The organism is Sphingomonas melonis DAPP-PG 224 (genome assembly GCF_000379045.1).
GTDB classification, from domain to species: Bacteria; Pseudomonadota; Alphaproteobacteria; order Sphingomonadales; family Sphingomonadaceae; genus Sphingomonas; species Sphingomonas aquatilis.
In genome coordinates this window covers 1,621,102-1,644,138 of sequence record NZ_KB900605.1, presented here as the reverse complement: position 1 = coordinate 1,644,138, position 23,037 = coordinate 1,621,102, and the positions used below count along the sequence as shown (strand labels likewise).

Annotated in this window: 21 protein-coding genes and 1 other annotated feature; of the genes, 13 read left to right on the top strand and 8 right to left on the bottom strand. The window is 68.3% G+C overall.

The genetic code is table 11. The features are described 5' to 3' along the window. Positions 1-203: 203 nt before the first annotated feature. Positions 204-470, bottom strand: coding sequence for a 3TM-type holin (locus SPHME3_RS0107980; RefSeq protein WP_017979690.1), 267 nt, complete (start codon positions 468-470; stop codon positions 204-206). After that, entirely contained in the window at positions 467-1,006 is a 540-nt protein-coding gene (locus tag SPHME3_RS0107975) for a glycoside hydrolase family 108 protein (RefSeq protein WP_017979691.1), read from the bottom strand. The genes SPHME3_RS0107980 and SPHME3_RS0107975 overlap by 4 nt, the downstream gene beginning before the upstream one ends. Positions 1,007-1,403: 397 nt before the next feature. After that, positions 1,404-1,459, top strand: a sequence feature (sul1 is cis-regulatory element that is thought to sense ions involved in sulfur or methionine metabolism; They are found in Alphaproteobacteria). A 75-nt stretch (positions 1,460-1,534) separates the two neighbouring features. On the opposite strand from SPHME3_RS0107975, the gene SPHME3_RS0107970 reads away from it, so the two are divergent. Further along, positions 1,535-3,004, top strand: coding sequence for a SulP family inorganic anion transporter (locus SPHME3_RS0107970; RefSeq protein ID WP_017979692.1), 1,470 nt, complete (start codon positions 1,535-1,537; stop codon positions 3,002-3,004). Between the two features lie 155 nt (positions 3,005-3,159). On the opposite strand, the gene sdhA is transcribed toward SPHME3_RS0107970, so the two are convergent. The 3 genes from sdhA to sdhC are packed head-to-tail and all read right to left on the bottom strand — an operon-like array spanning position 3,160 to position 5,773. Continuing rightward, positions 3,160-4,965 (bottom strand): succinate dehydrogenase flavoprotein subunit, encoded by a 1,806-nt coding sequence (sdhA, locus tag SPHME3_RS0107965; protein WP_017979693.1) that lies wholly within the window; start codon positions 4,963-4,965, stop codon positions 3,160-3,162. Then, on the bottom strand, positions 4,962-5,345 hold the full coding sequence (gene sdhD, locus SPHME3_RS0107960; RefSeq protein ID WP_017979694.1) for a succinate dehydrogenase, hydrophobic membrane anchor protein: 384 nt from the start codon (positions 5,343-5,345) through the stop codon (positions 4,962-4,964). Before sdhD ends, sdhA begins: the two co-directional genes overlap by 4 nt. After that, complete coding sequence (gene sdhC / locus SPHME3_RS0107955; protein ID WP_024310390.1) at positions 5,345-5,773, bottom strand: succinate dehydrogenase, cytochrome b556 subunit; 429 nt, start codon at positions 5,771-5,773, stop codon at positions 5,345-5,347. The genes sdhD and sdhC overlap by 1 nt, the downstream gene beginning before the upstream one ends. A 166-nt stretch (positions 5,774-5,939) precedes the next feature. Between sdhC and SPHME3_RS0107950 the strand changes: the two genes are divergently transcribed. The 4 genes from SPHME3_RS0107950 to SPHME3_RS0107935 all read left to right on the top strand — a co-directional run bounded on the left by SPHME3_RS0107950 (position 5,940) and on the right by SPHME3_RS0107935 (position 10,402). Beyond that, a complete protein-coding gene (locus SPHME3_RS0107950; protein WP_017979696.1) occupies positions 5,940-7,301 on the top strand; it encodes a methyl-accepting chemotaxis protein in 1,362 nt (453 codons plus the stop codon). A gap of 48 nt (positions 7,302-7,349) precedes the next feature. Then, positions 7,350-8,678, top strand: coding sequence for a methyl-accepting chemotaxis protein (locus SPHME3_RS0107945; protein ID WP_017979697.1), 1,329 nt, complete (start codon positions 7,350-7,352; stop codon positions 8,676-8,678). Between the two features lie 64 nt (positions 8,679-8,742). Next, complete coding sequence (locus SPHME3_RS0107940) at positions 8,743-9,450, top strand: SDR family NAD(P)-dependent oxidoreductase (protein WP_017979698.1); 708 nt, start codon at positions 8,743-8,745, stop codon at positions 9,448-9,450. Further along, positions 9,440-10,402 carry a 50S ribosomal protein L11 methyltransferase gene (locus SPHME3_RS0107935; protein WP_024310389.1) on the top strand — a complete coding sequence of 321 codons (963 nt, stop codon included), beginning with the start codon at positions 9,440-9,442 and terminating at the stop codon, positions 10,400-10,402. The genes SPHME3_RS0107940 and SPHME3_RS0107935 overlap by 11 nt, the downstream gene beginning before the upstream one ends. Positions 10,403-10,578: 176 nt before the next feature. Here SPHME3_RS0107935 and phhA read toward each other — a convergent pair whose 3' ends face one another. Beyond that, positions 10,579-11,448: a phenylalanine 4-monooxygenase gene (gene phhA, locus SPHME3_RS0107930; protein WP_017979699.1), complete on the bottom strand. Its 870-nt coding sequence runs from the start codon at positions 11,446-11,448 to the stop codon at positions 10,579-10,581. Positions 11,449-11,474: 26 nt separating this feature from the next. Between phhA and SPHME3_RS0107925 the strand changes: the two genes are divergently transcribed. Together SPHME3_RS0107925 and SPHME3_RS0107920 are read left to right on the top strand one after the other, a co-directional pair. Then, positions 11,475-12,149, top strand: a complete 675-nt coding sequence (locus SPHME3_RS0107925; protein ID WP_231292045.1) for a DUF2459 domain-containing protein — start codon at positions 11,475-11,477, stop codon at positions 12,147-12,149. Beyond that, the gene (locus SPHME3_RS0107920; protein ID WP_017979701.1) at positions 12,140-12,928 is read left to right on the top strand and encodes an alpha/beta fold hydrolase; all 789 of its coding nucleotides are present in this window, start codon (positions 12,140-12,142) and stop codon (positions 12,926-12,928) included. The genes SPHME3_RS0107925 and SPHME3_RS0107920 overlap by 10 nt, the downstream gene beginning before the upstream one ends. Positions 12,929-13,515: 587 nt before the next feature. On the opposite strand, the gene SPHME3_RS0107915 is transcribed toward SPHME3_RS0107920, so the two are convergent. Then, positions 13,516-13,803: a hypothetical protein gene (locus SPHME3_RS0107915; RefSeq protein ID WP_017979703.1), complete on the bottom strand. Its 288-nt coding sequence runs from the start codon at positions 13,801-13,803 to the stop codon at positions 13,516-13,518. Further along, the gene (locus SPHME3_RS0107910) at positions 13,804-14,823 is read right to left on the bottom strand and encodes a glycerophosphodiester phosphodiesterase (RefSeq protein ID WP_020486569.1); all 1,020 of its coding nucleotides are present in this window, start codon (positions 14,821-14,823) and stop codon (positions 13,804-13,806) included. 141 nt (positions 14,824-14,964) lie between these two features. On the opposite strand from SPHME3_RS0107910, the gene SPHME3_RS20010 reads away from it, so the two are divergent. From SPHME3_RS20010 to SPHME3_RS0107875, 6 genes are all read left to right on the top strand, one after another. After that, entirely contained in the window at positions 14,965-15,513 is a 549-nt protein-coding gene (locus tag SPHME3_RS20010; RefSeq protein ID WP_017979705.1) for a 2Fe-2S iron-sulfur cluster-binding protein, read from the top strand. Beyond that, positions 15,510-16,490 (top strand): FAD binding domain-containing protein, encoded by a 981-nt coding sequence (locus SPHME3_RS0107900; RefSeq protein ID WP_017979706.1) that lies wholly within the window; start codon positions 15,510-15,512, stop codon positions 16,488-16,490. The genes SPHME3_RS20010 and SPHME3_RS0107900 overlap by 4 nt, the downstream gene beginning before the upstream one ends. 3 nt (positions 16,491-16,493) lie before the next feature. Then, complete coding sequence (locus SPHME3_RS0107895; protein ID WP_017979707.1) at positions 16,494-18,728, top strand: xanthine dehydrogenase family protein molybdopterin-binding subunit; 2,235 nt, start codon at positions 16,494-16,496, stop codon at positions 18,726-18,728. Between the two features lie 216 nt (positions 18,729-18,944). After that, the gene (locus SPHME3_RS0107890) at positions 18,945-21,149 is read left to right on the top strand and encodes a xanthine dehydrogenase family protein molybdopterin-binding subunit (RefSeq protein ID WP_017979708.1); all 2,205 of its coding nucleotides are present in this window, start codon (positions 18,945-18,947) and stop codon (positions 21,147-21,149) included. A gap of 155 nt (positions 21,150-21,304) precedes the next feature. Next, complete coding sequence (locus tag SPHME3_RS0107880) at positions 21,305-22,228, top strand: XdhC family protein (protein WP_017979710.1); 924 nt, start codon at positions 21,305-21,307, stop codon at positions 22,226-22,228. Continuing rightward, positions 22,215-22,829, top strand: coding sequence for a nucleotidyltransferase family protein (locus SPHME3_RS0107875; protein WP_017979711.1), 615 nt, complete (start codon positions 22,215-22,217; stop codon positions 22,827-22,829). The genes SPHME3_RS0107880 and SPHME3_RS0107875 overlap by 14 nt, the downstream gene beginning before the upstream one ends. Positions 22,830-23,037: the final 208 nt, after the last annotated feature.

The window sequence follows — 23,037 nt, the reverse complement described above, 5'->3', positions numbered from 1 at the left end:
CACGCGAAGACGCGAAGACGCGAAGAGGGGGTTCACGCGGAGACGCGGAGACGCGGAGGGGTTGCGCCTGACGCGAAGCGTCTCTCCCCCCAACGAGACGATCGCAGGGGGGCCGCTAACGCGGCGCGCCCTCTTCTTCTCCGCGGCTCCGCGTCTCCGCGTGAATCACCCTTCTCCTTCGCGTCTTAGCGTCTTAGCGTGAATCACCTTTCCACCCCCTTCGCCTTCCCCCACGCCCGCGCGGCCGTGTAACCGAGGTAGCCTGTACCGAAGAGCGCATAGAGCGGTTCGGGAATGGCATTGAGGTACGCGCCCGCCCCCCGCGCCATGGCGATGGCGACATCGGGCCGGATCGCGGCGATCAGGCTCATCGGGATGGTCCACAGGATCAGTGCGTACATCACGTAGAGGAAGGCGGGACGCGCACGCCGCACCCAGGGGTCCTCCGCAGACGGCCGGCGCGGCGTCACGAGACGCGCCCCGCGAGCCAGCCGTACAGAAAGGCCTCGTTGGCGGGGCGGCGCTCGGCGAGCGTGACATAGCGTTCGCCCTGCAAGGCATCGATCGCCTTGACCAGCACCGCCTCCCCCGCTTTGCCGCGCCGCGCGAGGAAGGCATCGAGCGCCGCGAGCGTCCGCGCGCCCACCGCTCCGTCGGCGGCGAGGTCGGGATAATCGGCCTGCCCGCGGTTGAGTGCGTTGAGCGCACGCTGGAGAAACCCGATCGCGGTCGCGGTGCCCATGTTGACGCCGGTATCGAACAGCTCGCCCGCCAGCACGGGCGCCCGCGTGGCGATCCGGTCGAAGCCCGGCCCCCGCCAATAGACGCGTTCGTAGATTTCGGCGGCACGCATCCGCGGCAGATCGCGGATCGCCCCCTGCCAGCCGTTGGCACGGGCGACCGCGGTGGTGATCCCCCAATTGGTGGCGCCGCCCCGATCGGCGGGATGGTCGACATAGCCGCCCTCGCGGGCGATCAACCGGTCGATAAGGGCATGGATGGTCATGATGCGCTCCCCTGCTGTGACGGTGTGGGAGGATCATGGTTTTGGGGAATAGGACAGGGGGTGGGTCTGGCGGCGGGATTTCCGGTTGCCGGGCAATGAGATGCGCCGACCGGGTTGTGATCGGCGTCCAACACGCTTTGGCGGCGACTCATTTCCGTCGCCCTGCACACTTCGTCACCCCGGACTTGGTCCGGGGTCCACTGGGCCGCGGGGGAGCGTTCGCGCCTCCAGCCTTCCCCCTCGCCGCGGAGTGGACCCCGGACCAAGTCCGGGGTGACGGAGGGGGTGGGGCGGCCGCGGCGATCCCCTCGCCGTCCCCCATCCTCCCCATCGCCCCGGATTTGCATCGCCTCGGATTTGCATCGCGGCGCGCTTCGCGCTAACCGCGCCGCATTCGCATGGACCCGGTGCAATTCCGGGTGGCTATTCCGGCCGCCGATCCGCCGGACAACGTATACCGCGCCACTTCATACCATTGCCTTTGCCGGTGATGCCTCACCTTGCGCGGTCGATACGGACCCTCGTTACATGACTTTCGATTTCGCCCGCTACCGCGCCGAATGGTATAGCGGCCCCGCCGCCGCGCGCCGCGACATCCTCGCCGGCATGGTCGGCACCTTCGCGTTGATCCCAGAGGTCATCGCCTTTTCCTTCGTCGCCGGCATCGACCCGCAGGTCGGCCTGTTCGCCTCCTTCGTCATCGGTATCGTCATCGCAATCTTCGGCGGGCGCCCCGCCATGATCTCGGGCGCGGCCGGCTCGGTCGCGCTGGTCGCCGCCGCGCTGGTGACGGCGCATGGCCTGTCCTACCTGCTCGCCGCGACCGTGCTGGCGGGCCTGTTGCAGGTGCTGTTCGGTCTGCTGCGGCTCGACGTGCTGATGCGCTTCGTGTCGCAGTCGGTGCGCACCGGCTTCGTCAACGCACTCGCGATCCTGATCTTCTCGGCGCAGGTGCCGCAGCTGCTCGGCGTCGACTGGCACACCTATGCGATGATCGGGCTGGGCCTCGCAATCATCTACCTCACACCGCGCGTGACGACCGTCATTCCGTCGCCGCTGATCTGCATCGTCGTGCTGACCGCCGTCAGCGTCGCGTTTCCGATGCCGCTGCGCACGATCGCCGACCTCGGGCGCCTGCCCGACGCCCTGCCCGCCTTTGCGCTGCCCGCGGTGCCGATCGAATGGCGCACGCTCGCCATCGTCGCTCCCTATGCCCTGGCGATGGCCGCGGTCGGCCTGCTCGAATCGCTGATGACCGCGCGCGTCGTCGACGACTTGACCGAGAGCGGCAGCGACAAGGCGCGCGAGGCGACCGGCCTCGGCCTCGCCAATGTCGCCGCGGGGTTGTTCGGCGGCATCGCCGGCTGCGGCATGATCGGCCAGACCGTCGGCAACGTCCGCTATGGCGGGCGCGGGCGGCTGTCGACGCTGGTCGCGGGCGTGTTCCTGCTCGTCGTGATGGTGCCGCTGCGCCCCTGGGTCGCGCAGGTGCCGGTCGCAGCGCTGGTCGCGATCATGGTGATGGTGTCGATCAGCACCTTCTCCTGGGGATCGCTGCGCGACCTCGCCCGCCATCCCAAGGTGTCGGGCGTCGTCATGCTGGCCACCGTCGCGGTGACGGTGGCGACGCACGATCTGTCGGCGGGCGTCGCGGTCGGCGTGCTGCTGAGCGGCGTGTTCTTCGCGTTCAAGGTGATGCGGATGATGCGCGTCGACGTCGCCTATGACGCCGGCATCGACACGCGCGTCTATACCGTGTCGGGGCAGGTGTTCTTCGCCAGTGCCGAAATGTTCGCCGACCGGTTCGACCTGCGCGACACCGCGACGCGCGTGCGGATCGATCTGACGCACGCGCATCTGTGGGACGTGACGGCGGTCGCGGCGCTGGACGACGTCGTCGCCAAGATGCGCAGCCATGGGATGGTGGTGGAGCTGGTCGGGCTCAACGCGGCGAGCGCGGTGCTCGTCGACCGGCATGCGCCGCTGGTGATGGGCTGACGGTAAAGCCTCCCCCGCCAGGGGGAGGTGGCAGTGCGAAGCACTGACGGAAGGGGAGGATACGGCACGGGCGCCGTATGCGGAGACGCCCCCTCCACCACCGGCTACGCCGGCGGTCCCCCTCCCCCGGCGATGCCGAGGGAGGAATTAGGCGATCAATACACCCGCTTCTTCGGCTTGATGTATTCGACGTCGTCGGTGAGCGTATAATCGTGGACCGGGCGATAATCGATCGCGGTCGCGCCGCCGACGCCGCCCCAGCCGGTGAAGGTGGCGATCGTGTGCTTCATCCAGTTCGCATCGTCGCGATCCGGGTGATCCTCGTTCACATGGGCGCCGCGCGATTCCTTGCGGTTGGCCGCCGAATCGATCGTCACCAGCGCCTGCGCCACCAGATTGTCGAGTTCCAGCGTCTCAATCAGGTCGGTGTTCCAGATCAGGCTGCGGTCGTTGACCTGCACGTCCTGCATCGAGGCGTAGATGTCCTTCATCAGCGCCTGGCCTTCGCTGAGCAGCGCGTTGTCGCGGAACACCGCGCAATGCTTCTGCATCGTGCGCTGCATCTTGCCCCGGATTTCCGCGGTCGGCGTGCTGCCGGCGGCGTTGCGGAACTTGTCGAGGCGCGTCAGCGACAGCTCTTCCGAACCCTTGGGCAGCGGATTGTGCGTCGTGTTGGGCTTGCAGATGTCGGCGATGCGCTTGCCGGTCGCGCGGCCGAACACCACGAGGTCGATCAGCGAGTTCGAGCCAAGGCGGTTCGCGCCATGGACCGACACGCACGCCGCTTCGCCGACCGCGAACAGGCCGGGGACGACCGTGTCCGGATTGCCGTCGACCAGGTTGACGACCTCGCCGTGGAAGTTCGTCGGAATGCCGCCCATGTTGTAATGGACGGTCGGCGTGACGGGCAGCGGCTGGCGCGTCAGGTCGACGCCGGCGAAGATCTTGCCCGTCTCGGTGATGCCCGGCAGGCGCTCATGCAGCACCTTGGGATCGATGTGGTCGAGGTGCAGGAAGATGTGGTCGCCGTTCTTGCCGACGCCGCGGCCTTCGCGCATCTCCATCGCCATCGAGCGCGACACGACGTCGCGTGACGCCAGGTCCTTCGCCGACGGGGCATAGCGCTCCATGAAGCGCTCGCCTTCGGAATTGGTCAGATAGCCGCCCTCACCGCGCGCGCCCTCGGTGATGAGCACGCCGGCGCCGTAGATGCCGGTCGGGTGGAACTGGACGAACTCCATGTCCTGCAACGGCAGGCCCGCGCGCAGCACCATGCCGCCGCCGTCGCCGGTGCAGGTGTGCGCCGAGGTGGCCGAGAAATAGCAGCGGCCGTAGCCGCCCGTCGCCAGCACGGTGTTGTGGCTGCGGAAGCGGTGGATGCTGCCGTCTTCCATGCACAAAGCGATCACGCCGCGGCAGACGCCGTTTTCCATGATCAGGTCGAGCGCGAAATATTCGACGTAGAAGTCGGCGTCATAGCGCAGCGACTGCTGGTAGAGCGTGTGGAGCATCGCATGCCCCGTACGGTCCGCCGCGGCGCAAGTGCGCTGTGCGGGCGGGCCTTCGCCCATGTTCTGCATCATGCCGCCGAACGGGCGTTGGTAGATGCGGCCCTCGTCGGTGCGGCTGAAGGGCATGCCGGCATGTTCCAGCTCGTACACTGCCGCCGGCGCCTCGCGGACCATGTACTCGATCGCGTCCTGGTCGCCGAGCCAGTCCGACCCCTTGACGGTGTCGTACATATGCCAGGTCCAGTGATCCGGGCCCATGTTGCCGAGGCTCGCGGCGATGCCGCCCTGCGCCGCGACGGTGTGCGACCGGGTCGGGAACACCTTAGTAATGCAGGCGGTCTTCAGGCCGTTCTGCGCACATTCCATGACGGCGCGCAGGCCCGAACCGCCCGCGCCGACGACGACGGCGTCATAGGTGTGGTCGATGATCTTATAGGCAGGCGCGTTCATGCCGCAGCTCCGAAGGCGACCTTGAGGATCGCGAAGATGGCGATCGCGGCGGTCGCGACCGTGAAGAAGTTGAGCGCGATCATATAGGCGACGCGCTTTTCGCCGTGCTGGTAATCCTCGATCACCACCTGCAGCCCGAGCCGGAAGTGGTAGAAGACCGACACGATCAGCAGGATCATCGGCACCGCGACCCAGCTGTTGCGCAGCCAGTCGTGGACGCTGGCATAGTCATAGCCCGGCAGGCGCAGCAGCGAGAAGACGAACCAGAGCGTCAGGAACAGGTTCGAACCCGCGGTGACGCGCTGGCGCCACCAGTGATGCGCGCCTTCCTTGGCGCTGCCGAGGCCGCGGACGCGGCCGATGCTGGTGCCCGAACCCATTACTTCATCCCCAGGTAGAGCCAGAAGGCCGCGGTCAGCACCACGCCGCCGACGATGACGACCATGCTGAACATCTTGTTGCGCTTCAGTTCGAACGCGGCGCCCGCGTCCATCACCAGGTGGCGGATGCCGTTCAGCGCGTGCGTGAAGAACGCCCAGGTCATGCCGACCCCGATCACCCAGCCGAGCGGATTGAGCGCGCCGCTGTCATGCGTGAAGACGTCGCGGAAGGTCGCGTAGCTTTCCGCCCCGCCCGCGATCGCGGCGAGCCACCACACCAGCAGCACCGTGCCGACCGTCGCCATCCCCGAACCCGTGGCGCGATGGAGGATGGAGACCAGCATATGCGGCCCCCAGCTGTAGTGGAGCTTCATAAAGCCCGAGAAAAGATGCGGGCTGCGCGGGCGCGCCGGGGTACGGGATGCCATGAACGGTCCTCGGGCAAGATCGATTGCAGTGCCTATTAGGCCACGCGTTCGCCGATGCAACCCATAGCATCCGCTCCTAACGGAGCATTAACCACTTGGGCGGTAGGCACGACGGTCGAGAGGCCCGTTTACCGGGCACGTCGCTCGTTCGCCGGAGACTTCAGCTTTGCCCGACATTGCCCTGCCGCCCCCGGCCAGCATCGCCGCCAGGATCGACCTGCCGAGTCGAATCAAGGCGTTCGACGGCGGCGACGACACATTGGTCGCGCAGGCACGGGAATTGTGGACGATCATCGAACCCGATGCGGGCGAGATCGTCGATGCCTATTGGGATCATTGGCGCGCCGCCAATCCGGGCGCGCCGACCTGGACGCCGATGGAAGGCGAGCGTCGCCGCGCAGCGGGCGTGGCCTATCTGCGCAACCGCTTCTGCCATCTGGAAGGGATCGCCTGGGTCGAATCGCTCGAACGCTCGGTCGCCGCCGCCTATGCAGCGGGTGTCGAGACGATGGAATTGCTCGCCATGTCGTGCGCCAGCGACCGCGCCGTCCTGAAGGCGCTGAAGAAGCGCCTGCCCGAAGATACGATGCACCGCACCGGACTGGTGGACGCACTGATGCGGCTGTTCGGCATGGAGACCGAGCTGACCGTCGCCCTGTTCGCCGGCTTTGCCGGCTATAGCGCCCATGCGGCGCGCGAGCGGCTGGCGGGCGATTTCCGCGAAGGCATCGCCGACGCGGTCGAGACCGCGACCGTCGAAGGCCGCACCTTGCGCGCACAGGCGGAGCGCAGCTCCGGCTCGGCACGCGGCATGCTGGGCAAGACCAGCGAGGTCGCCGCCGCCGCCGAACAATCCGCCGTCGCGATGCGCGAGGCTGCGCAGACCGCCGCGGGCCTGATCCGCGCGATCGAGGACGCACGCACCGAGGTGGAGGCCGCCGCCGAGATCGCCAGCCGCGCCTCGCGCCAGGCGACCGATGCGGTCGGCATGTCGGAAACGCTGTCCGACCACGCCAAATCGATCGAATCGATCCTGGGCCTGATCCGCGACATCGCCGGCCAGACCAACCTGCTGGCGCTGAATGCGACGATCGAGGCGGCGCGCGCCGGTGACGCCGGCCGCGGCTTCGCCGTCGTCGCGCAAGAGGTGAAGAGCCTCGCCAACCAGACCGCGCGCGCGACCGACGACATCGCTGCCAAGATCGCCTCGATCCAGTCGGCGACGAAATCCACCGTCGAAACCAACGCCAGCATCCGCACGACGGTGACCGAGGTGCAGGAATCGGCCGATCGCATCCGCTTCGCCATGGAGGCGCAGGCGCAGACGGTCACCGCGATCACCGCCGCGGTCGACGAAACCGCGCTCGCCGCCGATTCGATGGCGAGCACGATCGCCACGATCCGCATGGACACCGAAACCGTCGCCGCCGAGATCGACGGCGTGGGCCGCGGCTTCGACAGGCTCGACGGGCGCTTGCAGACGCTGAAGAGCAGCGCGGGCGATTTCGTCGCCAAGGTCGCCGCCTGATGGCCCGTGCCATTCCGTCGCTCCGTTCGCAGCGGGGCTGACAGCATCATGCAACGCCGCATCGTCGACCATCTGGGCGAATATGACTGGGACGGCACGCTCGCCGACACCTCGCGCGATATCTGCGCCTTGCTGTCGGAGGCGGATTATCGCGACATCGCGCGCTGCTTCTGGGACCAGTATCTGTCGCTGCCCGCGACGCAATCGGTCCGCCACCTGTTCCATGGCGATCGGCTGGAGCGCCGGATGCGCGAGAGCATCGAATATGCCCGGCTGAAATACGGCGACCCGTTCGACGACGGCTGGGTGAAGATCGCCCACCGCCATGCCGACCAGTGCATGCGATCGAACGTCCCCCTGCCCAGCTTGCAGGCCGCGCTCGCCCATTCGCACAGCCACACGGTCCGGATCCTCGAAGGCTATTGCACGGGCGACACGCCGCGCCTGCTGCGGATGTGCGATGCGGTGCAGCGCATCTCGCTGGTCGAGGCCGATCTGATGTCGGGCTATCTTGCCGAGGTTCATGAGAACGAGGCGCGCAGCGAACGGCAGGAACGCTCCGCCGCCTTCCGCGAAAGCATCGCCGTCTCGATCGAAGCGGCGGTGGCGCTGGGCGCGCGCATCCGCGTGCAGGCCGACGCGGCCTCCACATCGACCCGCACCGTCATGGAAAAGGCGCGGATCGTCGCCAGCAACGCCGAGGAAACCGCGCTGGCGATGCGCAGCGCCGCGCAGACCGCCGCCGGCCTGACGCATGCGATCGACAGCGCCCGTACCGAGGTGGAGGCTGCCGCCGGCATCGCGACGCGCGCCAGCGAACATGCCGTCGATGCGGTGCGTGCCAGCGAAACGCTGTCCGATCACGCCAAATCGATCGAATCGATCCTGGGCCTGATCCGCGATATTGCCGGGCAGACCAACCTTCTTGCACTCAACGCGACGATCGAGGCGGCGCGGGCGGGCGATGCCGGCCGCGGCTTCGCCGTCGTCGCGCAGGAGGTGAAGAGCCTCGCCAACCAGACCGCGCGCGCGACCGACGATATCGCTGCCAAGATCGCCGCGATCCAGGCAGCGACGCGGTCCACCGTCGAAACCAACATCAGCATCCGCCAGACGGTGGACGCGGCGCGCAACTCGGCGCTGCGCATCCGCAGCGCGATGGAGGAACAGGCGCGCACCGTCGACACCATCACCGCTGCGATCGACGAAGGCGCGCTCGCCGCCGACACGATGGCGGCGACGGTCGATACGATCCGCGACGACACGCATGCCGTCGTCGGCGAGATCGTGTGCCTGGGCGCCGGCTTCAGCGAGGTCGGCGACCGGCTGGCGCAACTGCAACGCTCCGCCGAAAGCTTCTCCGCCAGCGTGGGCTGACGCGGCTTTCCGCGCCTATCACCGACGGTTGCCCGCCCGGCCACCGCCGGTTAGGGCCGCGGCCATGACCATCATCGTTACCGGATCGAGCCGCGGCATCGGCGCCAGCATCCTCGCGACGCTCCGCGACGGCGGCCATGCCGTCATCGGCCAGGCGACCGCCACGGGCAACGGGGCCGACATCGCCGCCGATTTCGCCGACCCCGCCGCCCCCCGCGCGCTGTGGGATGCCGCGCTCGCCCGCGCGGGCGGCACGATCGACGTCCTGATCAACAATGCCGGCGTGTTCGAGGCCAATCCGCTGGACCGCGCGTCCGACGACTGGGTCGCCGACTGGGAACGGACGCAGCGCATCAACCTGACCGCCGCCGCCGAACTGTGCCGCCTTGCCGTGCTGCACTGGCAGGACCGGAAGGTCGGCGGCCGCATCGTCAACATCGCCAGCCGCGCCGCCTATCGCGGCGACAGCCCCGCGCACTGGCATTATGCCGCGGCCAAGGCAGGCATGGTCGCGATGACCAAGACGATCGCGCGCGCCTATGCGAAGGACGGCATCCTCGCCTTCGCCATCTGCCCCGGCTTCACCATGACCGGCATGGCCGACGACTATCTGGCCAGCCGCGGTGGCGACAAACTGCTCGCCGACATTCCGCTGGGCCGCGTCGCCGATCCGGACGAGGTGGCGACGCTCGCCCGCTTCTGCGCGCTGGAGGCACCCGCTTCGATGACCGGCGCGGTGCTCGACATCAATGGAGCCTCCTATGTCCGCTGAGTCCAACGGCACGAGCTGGCGGATCACCCTGCCCTGCACCCGCGCCGAGGCGGAGGCGATCGACAGCGCGTCCGATCTCGCGATCGATGCCGTGCTGATGACCACCGAAGAGGTCGAGGACGACGTCGAACGCTGGCGGCTCGACGCCTATGTCGAGCATGAGCCCGACGCGGCGATGCTCGCGACGATCCACGCCCTGGTGCCGAGCGCGAGCGGCCACGATCCGGTGGTCACGCAGCTGGGCGACGAGGATTGGATCGCGATGAGCCAGGCGGGATTGGAGCCGATCCGCGAAGGCCGCTTCGTCGTCCACACCAGCGCGCATCCCGTCGCGGCGCCCGCGGGTGGGCGCGCCTTCCTGATCGATGCGGGGCAGGCCTTCGGCACCGGTCATCACGGCACGACCAGCGGTTGCCTCGCCATGCTCGATGACCTGGCGGTGGCGGGCAAGACCTTCACCCGCGCGATCGACGTCGGCACCGGCACCGGTCTGCTCGCCTTCGCCGCGGTCGAGCTATGGCCCGACGCGCTGGTCGTCGCGACCGACATCGATCCCGTCGCGGTCGACGTGACGCGCGACAATGCTACGCTGAACGGCATTGCGGCAGACGCGGTGACGCTGTTCGTCGCCGACGGTGCGCGCCACCCCGATATCGACGCCGCCGCGCCCTACGATCTGGTGATCGCCAACATCCTCGCCGGCCCCCTGGTATCGATGGCGCCCGAGCTCGCCGCGATCGCCGCGCCGCACGCGACCATCGTGCTGGCGGGCCTGCTGGAAACGCAGCGCGACACCGTCGTCGCGGCCTATGTCGCCTGCGGCTGCACGCTCGACGCGATCGACCGCCGCGGCGACTGGACCGTCCTGCGCCTCACCGCCGGCGCGGAGCGCTACGTGCCGACGGCGCCCTTCGACCCCAAGGGCCGCGACGGCTGGGCGTTGGATCTGTAATCCCCCTTCCCCCCGTCACCCCGGACTTGTTCCGGGGTCCACTCCGCGGCGAGGGGGGGGGGGCAAGAGGCTCAAGCGACCCCGTGCGGCCCGGTGGACCCCGGAACACGTCCGGGGTGACGAATCGTATCGGGAACGACTGCCCCCCCCCCCCNCGCGTGACATCGGCGGAACGCTCAGCCCGCCTTCCCCCGCGCATACTCCTGCGTGCCGTGCGTCAGCACCTCGTCCCCCTCGACGATCGCCGCGACCGGAATGTCGTCCTGCGCCTTCAGCGCTTCGTACAAAGGCGCGAAGTCCGTCTCGACCGTCACCCGCAGCAGTTCGTCGAAGCTTGGAATGACGAAGTAATTCTGCTGGAAATCGTCGATCCGATACTCCGTCCGCATCACCCGCGCGATATCGAAGCCGATGCGATTGGGGCTGGGATCGTCGAGCGCGAAGCGGCTTTCGGCATAGCTCGACACGATGCCCGAGCCGTAGATACGCAGGCCTTCCGGCTCCTGGATCAGCCCGAATTCCACCGTATACCAGTATAGCCGCCCCAGGTATTTCAGCGCATCATGCTGCATCGCGCGCTGGCCGCCGCGGCCGTACGCCTCCAGGTAGTCGGCGAACACCGGATCGGCGAGCATCGGCACATGGCCGAACACGTCGTGGAAGACGTCGGGCTCCTGCAGATAGTCGAGCTGGTCCGGCCGGCGGATGAAATTGCCCGCGACGAAGCGGCGATTCGCCATGTGATCGAAAAAAACATCGTCCGGCACCAGCCCCGGCACCGCCACCACCTGCCACCCGGTCAGCTTCATAAGCCGTTCGGACAGTTCCTCAAAATCCGGGATGCCCGGTTTCGACAGCTTCAGCACGTCCAGCCCGCGCAGATAGGCGTCCGATGCGCGGCCGGGAAGCAGTTGGGATTGGCGCGCGAACAGCGTATCCCAGGTCGCATGCTCCTCCGCCGTGTAATGCTGCCAGTTCTGGGGGATCGTCCAGTCTGCGGCGGCATCGGTGGGGGGCGAAGCGAGCGCGTGCGTGTCTGTGGCCATGACGACGGCGTAACATAAGGTTTCGGATGATACTATATGCGGCGATACGACGGATGGGACGGGGGCTGCTCGTGGCGCTTGCCGTGCTGGCCGTCGTCGTCGCAGGCTATGCCGGCGCCGGGATGATCGGTGGGGCGATCCCCGCCAACGCCGGCTGGCGGCCGCCGACGCGCGGCATACCCGTCTATCTCGAATCGAACGGCGTGCATGTGTCGCTGGTGCTGCCCAAGGTCGCGGCCGGAATCGACTGGCGCGACTGGGCCCCGGGAGCCGACCTCGCCGATCCGCGTTATGCCCGTTATGACCATATCGCGATCGGCTGGGGCGAACGGACCTTCTTTCTCGATACGCCGACTTGGGCGGACGTACGGCTGGCGACCATCCTGCACGCCGCGATCGGAAGCGACGCGACGCTGCTCCATGTCGAGCACGTGCCTGCGCCCGCGCCTGGCGACGGCATCCGCGTCGTGACGCTGCGGCCCGAGGAATATCGCCGGCTGGCGGCCGGCATCCGCGCCAGCGCCGCGCCGGTCCGCCGCAGCTTCCGCGGCTATGGCGCGAACGACGTCTTCTATGCCGGCACCGGCCATTACAGCGCGCGGCGCACGTGCAACGCCTGGGTCGGCGCGACGCTGGCGAACGCGGGCGTGCGGGTCGGGCGCTGGACGCCCTTCCCGATCACGGTGCTGTCATGGTTCTGAGCCGGTTGCAGACGGGCCTCGCCCGCTGGCGCAGCGAACCGCCGTCGCACGCCCGCTTCGGCGACCGCTTCGACGCGCCCCCGCCCCCGCCCAAGGCGCTCGCGGCGAGCGAGGTGCCGCGCGTCGCCTGGATGCTCGCGACCCGCTGGCGGCACGCCGCCGCGCTCGCCGCCGTGCCGCAGGGCGCGGGCGGCACGGTAATGATCCTGCCCGGCCTGTTCGACGCCGACGGCTCCAGCCTGGTGCTGCGGCGCTTCCTCGAAGGCCTCGGCTATCGCGCCGAAGGCTGGGGGCTGGGCCGGAACCTGGGCGTGAAGAGCGTCGGCGCGGAGGCCGAACGGCTGATCGCCCGGGTCGAGGCATTGGAGGCGGAGGACGGGCCGGTGACGCTGGTCGGCGTCAGCCTCGGCGGCATCATGGCACGGCTGGTCGCGCATCGCCGGCCCGATCTGGTGCGGCGCGTGGTGACGGTCAGCTCGCCCTATGCCGGCTGGGGCCGCGCCACCAACGTCTGGCGCGCGTTCGAATGGGCGACAGGCGAGCGCGTCGACGACCCCGCCGTCATCGCCCGCAGCGAAGCGATCGCCGCCCCGCTGCCGGTGCCCTGCACCGCGATCTGGAGCCCGCACGACGGATTCGTCAACGGCTTCATCTGCCACGATCCGAGCGCCGAGGCGGTGCAGGTGAACAGCGGCCACCTGGGCGTGCATATCCATCCGGAGGTGATGATCGCCGTGGCCGCGGCGCTGGCGAAGGGCGCAGTGGCGCAGGATCGGTGAGGAGACGTTCGGGAACGCCTTGCCCACCACCACCCGTCATTCCCGCGAAGGCGGGAATCCATACGGGCTGACCGTGCGGCTCCATCGCAACCGTTAGAGGTTCTGAATTCCGCCTTCGCGGAAATGACGGACGTGGGGGTCTCAGGCGCCGCCTCTCCCCCTCTCGTCATCCCGCCGAACGCCGGGATCCATCGTTGCGGTGAACGCCATCGTCGCGCGGCTCTATCAGTCGCCCGTGTCCATGGATCCCGGCGTCCGCCGGGATGACGAATTGGCGGGGGCGTGCCGGATGAATACTTTAGCTAAAGCCATATAGGTGTCATTCCCGCGTAGGCGGGAATCCAGACTGGCTGACCGTGCGGCTCCATCGCAACCGTTAGAGGTTCTGGATTCCCGCCTTCGCGGGAATGACGGACGTAGGGGTCGCAGGCGCCGCCTCCCCCCTCTCGTCATCCCGGCGGACGCCGGGATCCATGGTTGCGGTAAACGCCGTTGTCGCGTGCTACCATCAGTCGCCCGTGTCCATGGATCCCGGCGTTCGCCGGGATGACGGAAGGGGCGTAAGGAAACGCGACGCCACGCCCCCCTCAATACCCCGCGCGATACCCGGAATAGCGGCACGCATCCTGATCGTCGGGATGCTTGCGGCATTGCTCTGCGGCCTTGCGGCGTTCGCGCCCCTCTTTCGCTTCCTGCTTGCGCATCTTGCGGCCGTAATTGCGGTCGGCCTCGTCCTGGCTGGTCGTCGTCCAGTCGATCGCCTTGCCGGCGACCTTGAACGGCGCCTTCACGATCGTAGCGGCGGTGCTGACGCAGCCGGTGGTGGCGAGCGCGAGCGGTATCAGAAGAACGCATGAAACAGGAGCGATACGCATTTACGGATGATCCTTGGCCGACCGAAGGGTCTCTACGCCAATTAGCGGATAATCCGTGAAGAATCCGTCGATCCCCTGCGCCAGCCCCGCCGTGATTTCGCCCGCGATATCGCCATGCGCGGCCTTGTCCGTCCCCCGCTGGAAGCGCGGCGGCAGGAAGGCGTTTTCGGCGCGGTACGTCCAGGGGTGGACGCGGACGCCGGCGGCATGCGCATCGGCGACGAGCGTGGAGGGCGTGGTCGCCGTCTTGTCCGTCCACAGCTGCGCCTTGTCGGGCCCGATGCCAAAGGCATAGGTCCCGATTTGCTTCAGCCCCCCCGGCGTCAGCATCGCGGCATAGGAGGGCGCGGCGCCGTCCGCAGGCGCCCCCTCGCCCGCGACGAGCTGGATCAGGCGGATGCCGGTCATCGCGTGGATGCGTTGCAGGTTCTTCACCTCGAACGACTGGATGAACACCGGTGCGCTGGCGTCATGCCACCCCGCCTTGCGCAACTGTTCGACCAGAAGGACGTCGGTCGGATGGCCGATGCTGGCGAAATAGGTCGGATGCTTGGTTTCGGGATAGATGCCGATCGTCCGCCCCAGTTCCTTGGACCGCCGCTTGGCGAGGTCGATGATCTCGGCCAGCGTCGGCACCTGATACTTGCCGTCGTAGGTCGCATTACCGGGGCGCAGCTGCGGCAGGCGCTCCTTCGCGCGGAGCGTCTTCAATTCGGCGAGCGTGAAATCCTCGGTAAACCAGTCGGTCAGCGTCTGGCCGTCGATCGTCTTGGTCGTCTTGCGGCTGGCGAATTCGGGATGTTGCGCGACGTCGGTGGTGCCACCAATCGCATTTTCGTGGCGCGCGACCAGCACATTGTCCTTGGTCGGCACTAGGTCGGGCTCGATGAAATCGGCGCCCTGTTCGATCGCGAGCTCGTACGAGGCCAGCGTATGTTCGGGGCGCGATCCACTCGCGCCGCGGTGCGCGATCACGATAGGGGGCGACAGGGGCGGCGATGACAGGGGAGCATGCGTCATGGGGCGATCCTGCCCGGTTGCGGGAACGGATGCCAGCAGCATCCCGGTGAGAGCGATTCGCAAAGCGGAAACCATCATGACCCAGAGCGTTACGGCCCTAATCTGACAGGGGTGCGACACCCCCGAACTGCGAGGGTTTCCATGCACTTCACGATCAACGGGCAGTCCTATCAGGCGGAGCCCGATATCCGCACCTCGCTGCTCGACCTGTGTCGTGAGCATCTGGGGCTGACGGGCAGCAAGAAGGGCTGCGACCACGGCCAGTGCGGTGCGTGTACGATGCTGGTCAACGGCCGCCGCATCAACAGCTGCCTCAGCCTCGCGGTGATGCACCAGGACGACGAGATCGTGACGATCGAGGGGCTGGGCACGCCCGACGACCTCCACCCGCTCCAGGCCGCCTTCGTCCGCCACGACGGCTATCAGTGCGGCTATTGCACGCCGGGCCAGATCTGCTCCGCGGTCGGCATGATGGACGAGGTAAAGAAGGGCTGGCCCAGCCACGTCACCGACGACCTCGACGCGCCGCGCTTCGACGATGGCGAAATCTCCGAACGGATGAGCGGCAATCTGTGCCGCTGCGCCGCCTATCCCAACATCGTCGATGCAATCCGCGAGGTGGCGGAGGCGAACGGTACGGTCGATATCGCGCTGCGCCATAGCAACACCAAGGCGGAGGCAGAGGCATGAAGACCTTCACCTATGCCAAGGCGGACAGCGCCGATGCCGCGGTGCGCGACGCGCACAGCTCGGGCGCCAAATTCATCGCGGGCGGCACCAATCTGCTCGACCTGATGAAGCTGCAGATCGAAACGCCCGAAAAGCTGGTCGACATCAGCCGGCTGCCCTTGGGCGAGATCGAGGAGCGCGAGGATGGCGGGCTGACGATCGGCGCGCTCGTGCCCAATTCGGACCTCGCCGCCGACCCCCGCGTCATCGCCAAGTACGAGGTGCTGAGCCGCGCCCTGCTCGCCGGCGCGAGCGGCCAGTTGCGCAACAAGGCGTCCACGGGCGGCAACCTGCTGCAGCGGACGCGCTGCTATTATTTCTACGATACCGCCATGCCCTGCAACAAGCGCGAGCCCGGCACCGGCTGTTCGGCGATCGGCGGGTTCAACCGCATCCTCGCGGTGCTCGGCACGTCGGAGCAGTGCATCGCGACGCATCCCAGCGACATGGCGGTGGCGATGCGCGCGCTCGATGCCACGATTATCACGCAGCGCCCCGACGGCGACAAGCGCCGTATCTCCATCCACGAATTCTACCGCCTGCCCGGCGACACGCCGAACATCGAGACGGTGCTGGAGACGGGCGAACTGATCACCCACATCGAACTGCCTGCGCCGCCTAAGGGACGCCAAGTGTACCGCAAGGTCCGCGACCGCGCGTCTTATGCCTTTGCGATCGTGTCGATCGCGGGCGTGGTGAGTGTCGAAGACGGCAAGATCGCGTCTGCATCACTCGCCTTCGGCGGCCTTGGCCCGATGCCGTGGCGCAACCCGGCGGTGGAGGCCGCTTTGGTCGGCCAGGCGCCGTCCGACGCCGTATTCAACGCCGCCGCCGACGCGCTGCTGGCGGATGCCACGGGCTATGGCTCGAACGACTTCAAGATCCCGCTGACGCGCCGGGTGCTCGTCGCCACGCTTCGCGACCTGACGGGAGAATAAGGCATGTTCGGTTTCGGTAAGGGCGACACCAATTCGCTCACCATGAATGCAAGCCATCCCGATAGCTTGCTCGACACCTCGTCGCAGGACGTGATCGGCAAGCCGATCGACCGGATCGACGGCCCCAAGAAGGTGTCGGGCAAGGCGACCTATGCGGCGGAATATGCGCTCGACAACGTCGCCTACGGCTATCTCGTCCGCGCGACGGTGGGTGCGGGCAAGATCACGTCGCTCGACGCAAGCCGTGCCAAGGCGCTGCCCGGCGTGATCGACGTCATCACCGACTACGCCAGCTTCATCCGCAACCCGCAGCAGGGCGGCGAGACGACCGCGCCGACGCAGGGCGTCGAGGATGTCGCTTACCACGGCGAGATCATCGCGATCGTCATCGCCGAAAGCTATGAGGCGGCACGCGACGCCGCCTTGCACGTCGACGTGCAATATGACGCCGCGGAAGGCCGCTACGACTTCGAGGCGCACAAGGGCGAGGCGGAAAAGCCCAAGCCGCAGCAGATCCCGCCGCACCACGATCAGGGCGATATCGACCAGGCGATGGCCGACGCCGCCTTCACCGTCGACGTCACTTATACCACGCCCTCGCAGAACTCCGCCGCGATGGAGCCGCATGCCAGCCTGGCGGTGTGGGAAGACGGCGCGCTGACGCTGTACGGCGCCTACCAGATGCCCTCGTCCGACAAGCAGCAGCTTGCCAAGGCGCTGGGCGTGTCGGCGGACAAGGTGCGCATCGTCGCGGCCTATGTCGGCGGCGGCTTCGGGTCGAAGCTCGGCATCGCTCCCGAAAGCGTCGCCGCGGCGATTGCCGCCAAGCGTCTGAACCGCCCGGTGAAGGCGGTGATGGCGCGCCAACAGGTGTTCGACGCGACCGTGCGCCGATCGAACACCGAACAGCGGATGCGCCTCGGCGCCACCGCCGACGGCAAGCTCACCGCGATCGGCCACGAGACGCTGGTCAGCAACCTGCCGGGCGAGGATTTCTTCGAACCCACCGGCATGGCGACGCACTTCCTCTATGCGGGCGACAACCGGCGCATCACGCACGACATCGTCCGGCTCGACTGGATGCTGGCGGGATCGATGCGCGCGCCGGGCGAAGCGGTCGGGCTGATAGCGCTGGAGGGCGCGATCGACGAACTGGCGGAAAAGATGGGCATCGATCCCATCGAGTTGCGCCGCCGCAACGAGCCTGAGAAGGATCCGGAAAAGAACATCCCCTATTCGTCCCGCTCGCTGATCCCCTGTCTGGAGCGGGGTGCGGAAGCATTCGGCTGGTCGAGCCGCAAGCCCGCCGGCACCGACCGGCGCGGCGACTGGCTGCATGGCATGGGCGTCGCCTCCGCCGCGCGGTCGAACATGCTGATGAAGTCCGCCGCCAAGGTTTCGATCGACGGCCAGGGCAAGGCGCATGTCGAAACCGACATGACCGACATAGGCACCGGCACCTACACGATCCTGGGTCAGATCACCGCCGAGATCCTTGGCCTGCCGATCGAGGACGTCACCGTCCACCTCGGCGATACCGATGCACCGCCAGGCGCGGGGTCGGGCGGGTCGTGGGGCGCGGGATCGTCCGGCACCTCAGTCTATCTCGCCTGCGAGGCGTTGCGCGCCAAGATCGCCAAGGCGATGGGTGTCGCCGAAGACGCGATGACGCTAAAGGACGGCCGCGTCATCGCCGACAATCGCAGCGTGCCGCTGGCCGAACTGGTCGGCGACGGCATCGAGGCGACGGGCGAAGTCAGCCCCGGCCGCCAGGAAAAGACCTTCAACCAGGCGAGCTATGGCGCGCATTTCTGCGAGGTCGCGGTCCATGCGGTGACGGGCGAGGTGCGCGTCAAGCGGATGCTCGGCGTGTTCACCGCTGGCCGCATCCTCAACGCCAAGACCGCGCGCTCGCAATGCCTGGGCGGCATGACCTTCGGCATCGGTTGCGCGTTGTCGGAAGAGCTAGTCCACGATCCGCGCAACGGCAAGATCGTCAACCGCGACCTCGGCGAATATCACGTCCCCGTGAATGCCGACGTGCCGCAGCTGGACGTCGAATTCCTGCCCGAACGCGACATCCAGGCGAACCCGCTCCACGCCAAGGGCATCGGCGAACTCGGCATCTGCGGCGCGGCGGGCGCGGTGGGCAATGCGATCTACAACGCCACCGGCGTGCGCGTCCGCGACTTCCCGGTGACGCTCGACAAATTGCTGGAGGGCCTGCCCGCGGTGTGATGCCCTCGCCCCGCCCCTCAACCGTCATTCCCGCGAAGGCGGGAATCCAGACGCGCTACCGTCGCGCCTCTGTCGCAATCGTCAGAGGTTATGGATTCCCGCCTTCGCGGGAATGACGGGAAGGGTGATGAAGTATGAAGGGGCCACCCTTTCCCCTCCCCGCCCAACACCTTACATTCGCCCTCACCCGGTCCCGGGCAAGGATCAGAAGCCTGTATGAACGAGATGACGATGGACCGCGCGTATCGCCCCCACGGGCTGGCGCACGGGCAACAGGGCGTGCTCGGCGCGCCGATCGCGCGGATCGAAGGGCCGGCGAAGGTCAGCGGCACCGCCACCTATGCCTATGAGGACGCGCCCGCGGGCACGCTCTACGCCGCGATCGTCGGCGCCCCGGTGCCGCGCGGCCGTGTGACGGGGATCGACGCAGCGGCGGCCGAAGCACTGTCCGGCGTCGTCGCGGTCATCCACGACGACCCCCGCATGGTCACCGGTGGCAGCAATTCGCAGGGCGCCGCGCACAGCGGCACCGACGCGATCTTCCATTACGGCCAGCCCGTCGCGATCGTCGTTGCGGAGGATCAGGCGATCGCGCGCGACGCCGCCAGCCGCGTCATCGTATCGGTCGAAGAGGCCCCCGCCCGCCTCGCCATGGCGGAGCAAGCGATCGAGCAGGACCACGACCTTGGCTTCCTGCCCGCGATCGACAAGGGCGACCTCGACGCCGCGCTGGCCGACGCGCCGGTGACGGTCGACCTCGCCTACACCACCCCCGTCCATTTCCCCGCCGCGCTCGAGCCGCATGCCAGCACCGTCTGGTGGCAGGACGGCACGCTCACCGTCCGTACCAGCAACCAGGTGATCGGCGCCGCGCGCACCACGATCGCGAAAGCACTCGGCCTCGACACGGACAAAGTCCGCGTCCTTGCCCCCTTCGTCGGCGGCGGGTTCGGCGGCAAAACCGGCGTCGGGCCGGAGGTGATCCTCGCCGCCATCGCCGCACAGAAGACCGGCCGTCCGGTCAAGGTCGCGCTCCCCCGCGGGCAGACCGCCTATCTGGTCCACCACCGCTCGGCGACGACGCAGCGCGTGCGGATCGCCGCCACGCAGGATGGCCGCATTACCGCCTTCGCCCACGAAGGCGTCGCCGCGCAGAACGACGATGCGCGCTTCCTCGAACCCATCCCGTTCGGCTCGCTACCGCTCTACGGCGGCGAAAACCGTCGCTTTCGCACTGACCTCGTCCGGCTCGACCTGCCTGCTACCGGCGCGGTGCGTGCGCCTGGCGAAGCGATCGGCACCTTCGCCGTCGAATGCGCGATGGATGAGCTCGCCGAACGGCTGGGGCTGGACCCGGTCGAGCTGCGCCGGATCAATGAACCCGATGTCGATCCGGTCAGTGGCAAGCCCTTCTCCACGCGCCGCCTGCTCGATTGCTATGACGAGGGCGCCCGCCGCTTCGGCTGGGACCAGCGCAACCGCACGCCCGGTGCGCGCCGTGAGGGCGAATGGCTGATCGGCCACGGCATGGCCGCGGCACTGCGCGGCAACTTCACCGTCAAGGCCGAAGCCGAAGTGCGGCTGGAGGCGAACGGCCGCGCGGTCGTCGCCTGCGACATGACCGACATCGGCACCGGCACCTACACCATCCTGGCGCAGACCGTCGGCGAGATGCTCGGCCTGCCCATCGCCGCTGTCGAGGTTCGCCTGGGCGACAGCGACCTGCCGCCCAGCGCCGGCTCGGGCGGATCGTTCGGCGCGGGCAGCGCCTGCGCCGCCGCGGCGCTTGCCTGCGAGGATATCCTCAGCGACCTCGCCCGCCGCATGAATGCCGCGCCCGAAGACCTGACGCTGAAAGACGGCTGCGTCACCGCCGGCGGCCGCAGCGTCGCGCTGCCCGACCTGTTGCGCGGGGAGCCAATCGTCGCCCGCGGCAAGACTGCCCCCGGCAAGGAAAGCCAGCGCACCAGCCAGGCAAGCCACGGCGCGCATTTCGTCGAGGTCGCGGTCAACGCGATCACCGGCGAGGTGCGCGTGCGCCGTATGCTCGGCGTGTTCGACGTCGGCCGCGTCCTCAACGCAAAGACCGCCGCGAACCAGCTGATCGGCGGCATGGTGTGGGGCATCGCCTATGCGCTCAGCGAGGAGGCGGTCGTCGACCCGCGCTCGGGCCATTTCGTCAACCCGGACTTCGGCGAATATCACGTCGCGGTGAACGCGGACGTGCCGCAGATCGAGGTGCATTTCGTCGAGGAGATCGACGACAGCGCCAACCCGGCGGGCGCGAAGGGGGTGGGCGAACTCGGCATCTCGGGCGCGGGCGCGGCGGTGATCAACGCCATCTACAACGCGACCGGCGTGCGGGTGCGCGACTTCCCCGTCACGCTCGACGCCCTGCTGCCGGGCTTGCCCGCTCTCTAAAACTCCTCCCCCGCCAGGGGGAGGTGGCAGCGAAGCTGACGGAGGGGGAGGTACGCGACGGCCTCGGTCGCTTGCGGAAACGCCCCCTCCACCATTCGCTGCGCGAACGGTCCCCCTCCCCCGCTGACGCGAGGGAGGACTGAAGGAAAGACGATATGGCCGAAAACGACTCCGTCCTCGCCGCCGCGCGCGAATGGAAAGGCGAACCGCTCGCCCTCGCCACCGTGGTCTCCACCTGGGGCAGCGCGCCGCGCCCCAAGGGCAGCCACATGCTCGTCCATGGCGACGGCCGGTTCGAAGGATCGGTGTCGGGCGGCTGCGTCGAAAGCGACATCCTGCAGACCGCCGCCGACGTCATCGCCGGCGCGCCCTTCCAGCTGAAGCGCTACGGCGTCGCCGATGCCGCGGCCTGGGAGGTCGGCCTTCCCTGCGGCGGCGAGATCGCGGTGATGGTGCAGCCCGTCTCTGCCGCCGGCTTCGACCCCGAACTCTTCGACCGCATCGCCGACGCGCGCGACCGCGGTGAGGCGCTGACCGTCACCACCGACCTCGCCACCGGGCATAGCGATCTCAGGCCCCAGGAGACGGGAGAGGTCTTCGTCAACCGCTACGATCCCCCGCGCCGCCTGCTGATCGTCGGCGCGGTGCAGATCGCGCAGAGCCTCGCCGCGCTGGCGACGACGCTCGGCATCGCCACGACGGTCATCGACCCGCGTGCGCGCTTCCTCACCGAAGAGCGCTTTCCCGGCGTAACGCTCGACGACCGCTGGCCCGACGAGGCGATCGCCGCGCTGAAACCCGGCCCCGCCACCGCCGTCGTCACCTTGAGCCACGACATCAAGATCGACGATCCCGCGCTCATCGCCGCGCTCGCCACCGACGCGCCGTATGTCGGCGCGCTCGGCAGCCGCCGCAGCCACGCCGCGCGCCGCGAACGGCTAGCGGCGGAGGGCCTCAGCGCGGTGCAGATCGATCGGATCGACGCGCCCGTCGGCATCGATATCGGCGCGATCGGCCCGTCGGAAATCGCGCTGTCGATCGCCGCGGCGATGGTGGGGGCGTTCCATGATCGCCGCTGAAGACTGCGTGCTTGTACTGCTCGCCGCCGGGCGTTCGCAGCGGATGGGTGACCTCGGCAGCAAGCTCGACGAACCGTTCCTCGGCCGCGCGCTCGGCCTGCACGTCGCGGTCGCGCTCGAAGACATGCCGTTCCGCGAACGCGTCGCCGTCGTCGGCAAGGCACAATGCAATTATGCCGCGCACGGCTATACGACCGTGCGGAACGACGATCCCGCACTTGGGCTGGGTCGATCGGTCGCGCTCGGCGTCGACTGCGCGCGGGCGCATGGCGCGCAGGCGGTGGTCGTCGCGCTCGCCGACATGCCACGCGTCACCGCCACGCACATCTGGCATTTGCTCGAAGCCGCGGACGGCCCCGACGCCGTCGTCGCCTCCAGCGACGGCATCAGCCCCAAGCCCCCCGCCATCTTCGGCCGCAACCGCTTCGACGCCCTGCTGGCGCTGGAAGGCGACCAGGGCGCCCGCGACATGGTCCGCGGCGGCAAGCACGTCGTCACGACCCCCGCCGAACTGATCGACGTCGATACGCCTGAGGAACTGGAGCGGCTCCGCGCGCTGGTCGGCGACCCCGAAACCTACACCCGCCTTCGGCGGTCGTAAGGCACCGCCACCTTTCCCGTCACCCCGGGCTCGACCCGGGGTCCCGCTTCTTCTTCGACCGCCCCGACAAACAGCGGGCCCCCGGATCAAGTCCGGGGTGACGATACACTCAGCGGCGTAGCGCCCCGCCCCTCACCCAGTCGTCATTCCCGCCTGCGCAGGGATGACGAAGGCTGACGTCTTCGGGCCCGCGACGGCGTTGGACGCA

Bases quoted from the DNA above. Each gene is read 5' to 3' on its own strand.
- SPHME3_RS0107925 (WP_231292045.1), top strand. From the start codon at position 11,475: ATGATACTATATGCGGCGATACGACGGATGGGACGGGGGCTGCTCGTG.
- SPHME3_RS0107935 (WP_024310389.1), top strand. From the start codon at position 9,440: ATGTCCGCTGAGTCCAACGGCACGAGCTGGCGGATCACCCTGCCCTGC.
- SPHME3_RS0107970 (WP_017979692.1), top strand. From the start codon at position 1,535: ATGACTTTCGATTTCGCCCGCTACCGCGCCGAATGGTATAGCGGCCCC.
- SPHME3_RS0107940 (WP_017979698.1), top strand. From the start codon at position 8,743: ATGACCATCATCGTTACCGGATCGAGCCGCGGCATCGGCGCCAGCATC.
- SPHME3_RS0107890 (WP_017979708.1), top strand. From the start codon at position 18,945: ATGAACGAGATGACGATGGACCGCGCGTATCGCCCCCACGGGCTGGCG.
- SPHME3_RS0107920 (WP_017979701.1), top strand. From the start codon at position 12,140: ATGGTTCTGAGCCGGTTGCAGACGGGCCTCGCCCGCTGGCGCAGCGAA.
- sdhA (WP_017979693.1), bottom strand. From the start codon at position 4,965: ATGAACGCGCCTGCCTATAAGATCATCGACCACACCTATGACGCCGTC.
- SPHME3_RS0107895 (WP_017979707.1), top strand. From the start codon at position 16,494: ATGTTCGGTTTCGGTAAGGGCGACACCAATTCGCTCACCATGAATGCA.
- SPHME3_RS0107875 (WP_017979711.1), top strand. From the start codon at position 22,215: ATGATCGCCGCTGAAGACTGCGTGCTTGTACTGCTCGCCGCCGGGCGT.
- SPHME3_RS0107880 (WP_017979710.1), top strand. From the start codon at position 21,305: ATGGCCGAAAACGACTCCGTCCTCGCCGCCGCGCGCGAATGGAAAGGC.
- SPHME3_RS0107945 (WP_017979697.1), top strand. From the start codon at position 7,350: ATGCAACGCCGCATCGTCGACCATCTGGGCGAATATGACTGGGACGGC.
- sdhD (WP_017979694.1), bottom strand. From the start codon at position 5,345: ATGGGTTCGGGCACCAGCATCGGCCGCGTCCGCGGCCTCGGCAGCGCC.
- SPHME3_RS0107910 (WP_020486569.1), bottom strand. From the start codon at position 14,823: ATGACGCATGCTCCCCTGTCATCGCCGCCCCTGTCGCCCCCTATCGTG.
- SPHME3_RS20010 (WP_017979705.1), top strand. From the start codon at position 14,965: ATGCACTTCACGATCAACGGGCAGTCCTATCAGGCGGAGCCCGATATC.
- sdhC (WP_024310390.1), bottom strand. From the start codon at position 5,773: ATGGCATCCCGTACCCCGGCGCGCCCGCGCAGCCCGCATCTTTTCTCG.
- phhA (WP_017979699.1), bottom strand. From the start codon at position 11,448: ATGGCCACAGACACGCACGCGCTCGCTTCGCCCCCCACCGATGCCGCC.
- SPHME3_RS0107915 (WP_017979703.1), bottom strand. From the start codon at position 13,803: ATGCGTATCGCTCCTGTTTCATGCGTTCTTCTGATACCGCTCGCGCTC.
- SPHME3_RS0107975 (WP_017979691.1), bottom strand. From the start codon at position 1,006: ATGACCATCCATGCCCTTATCGACCGGTTGATCGCCCGCGAGGGCGGC.
- SPHME3_RS0107900 (WP_017979706.1), top strand. From the start codon at position 15,510: ATGAAGACCTTCACCTATGCCAAGGCGGACAGCGCCGATGCCGCGGTG.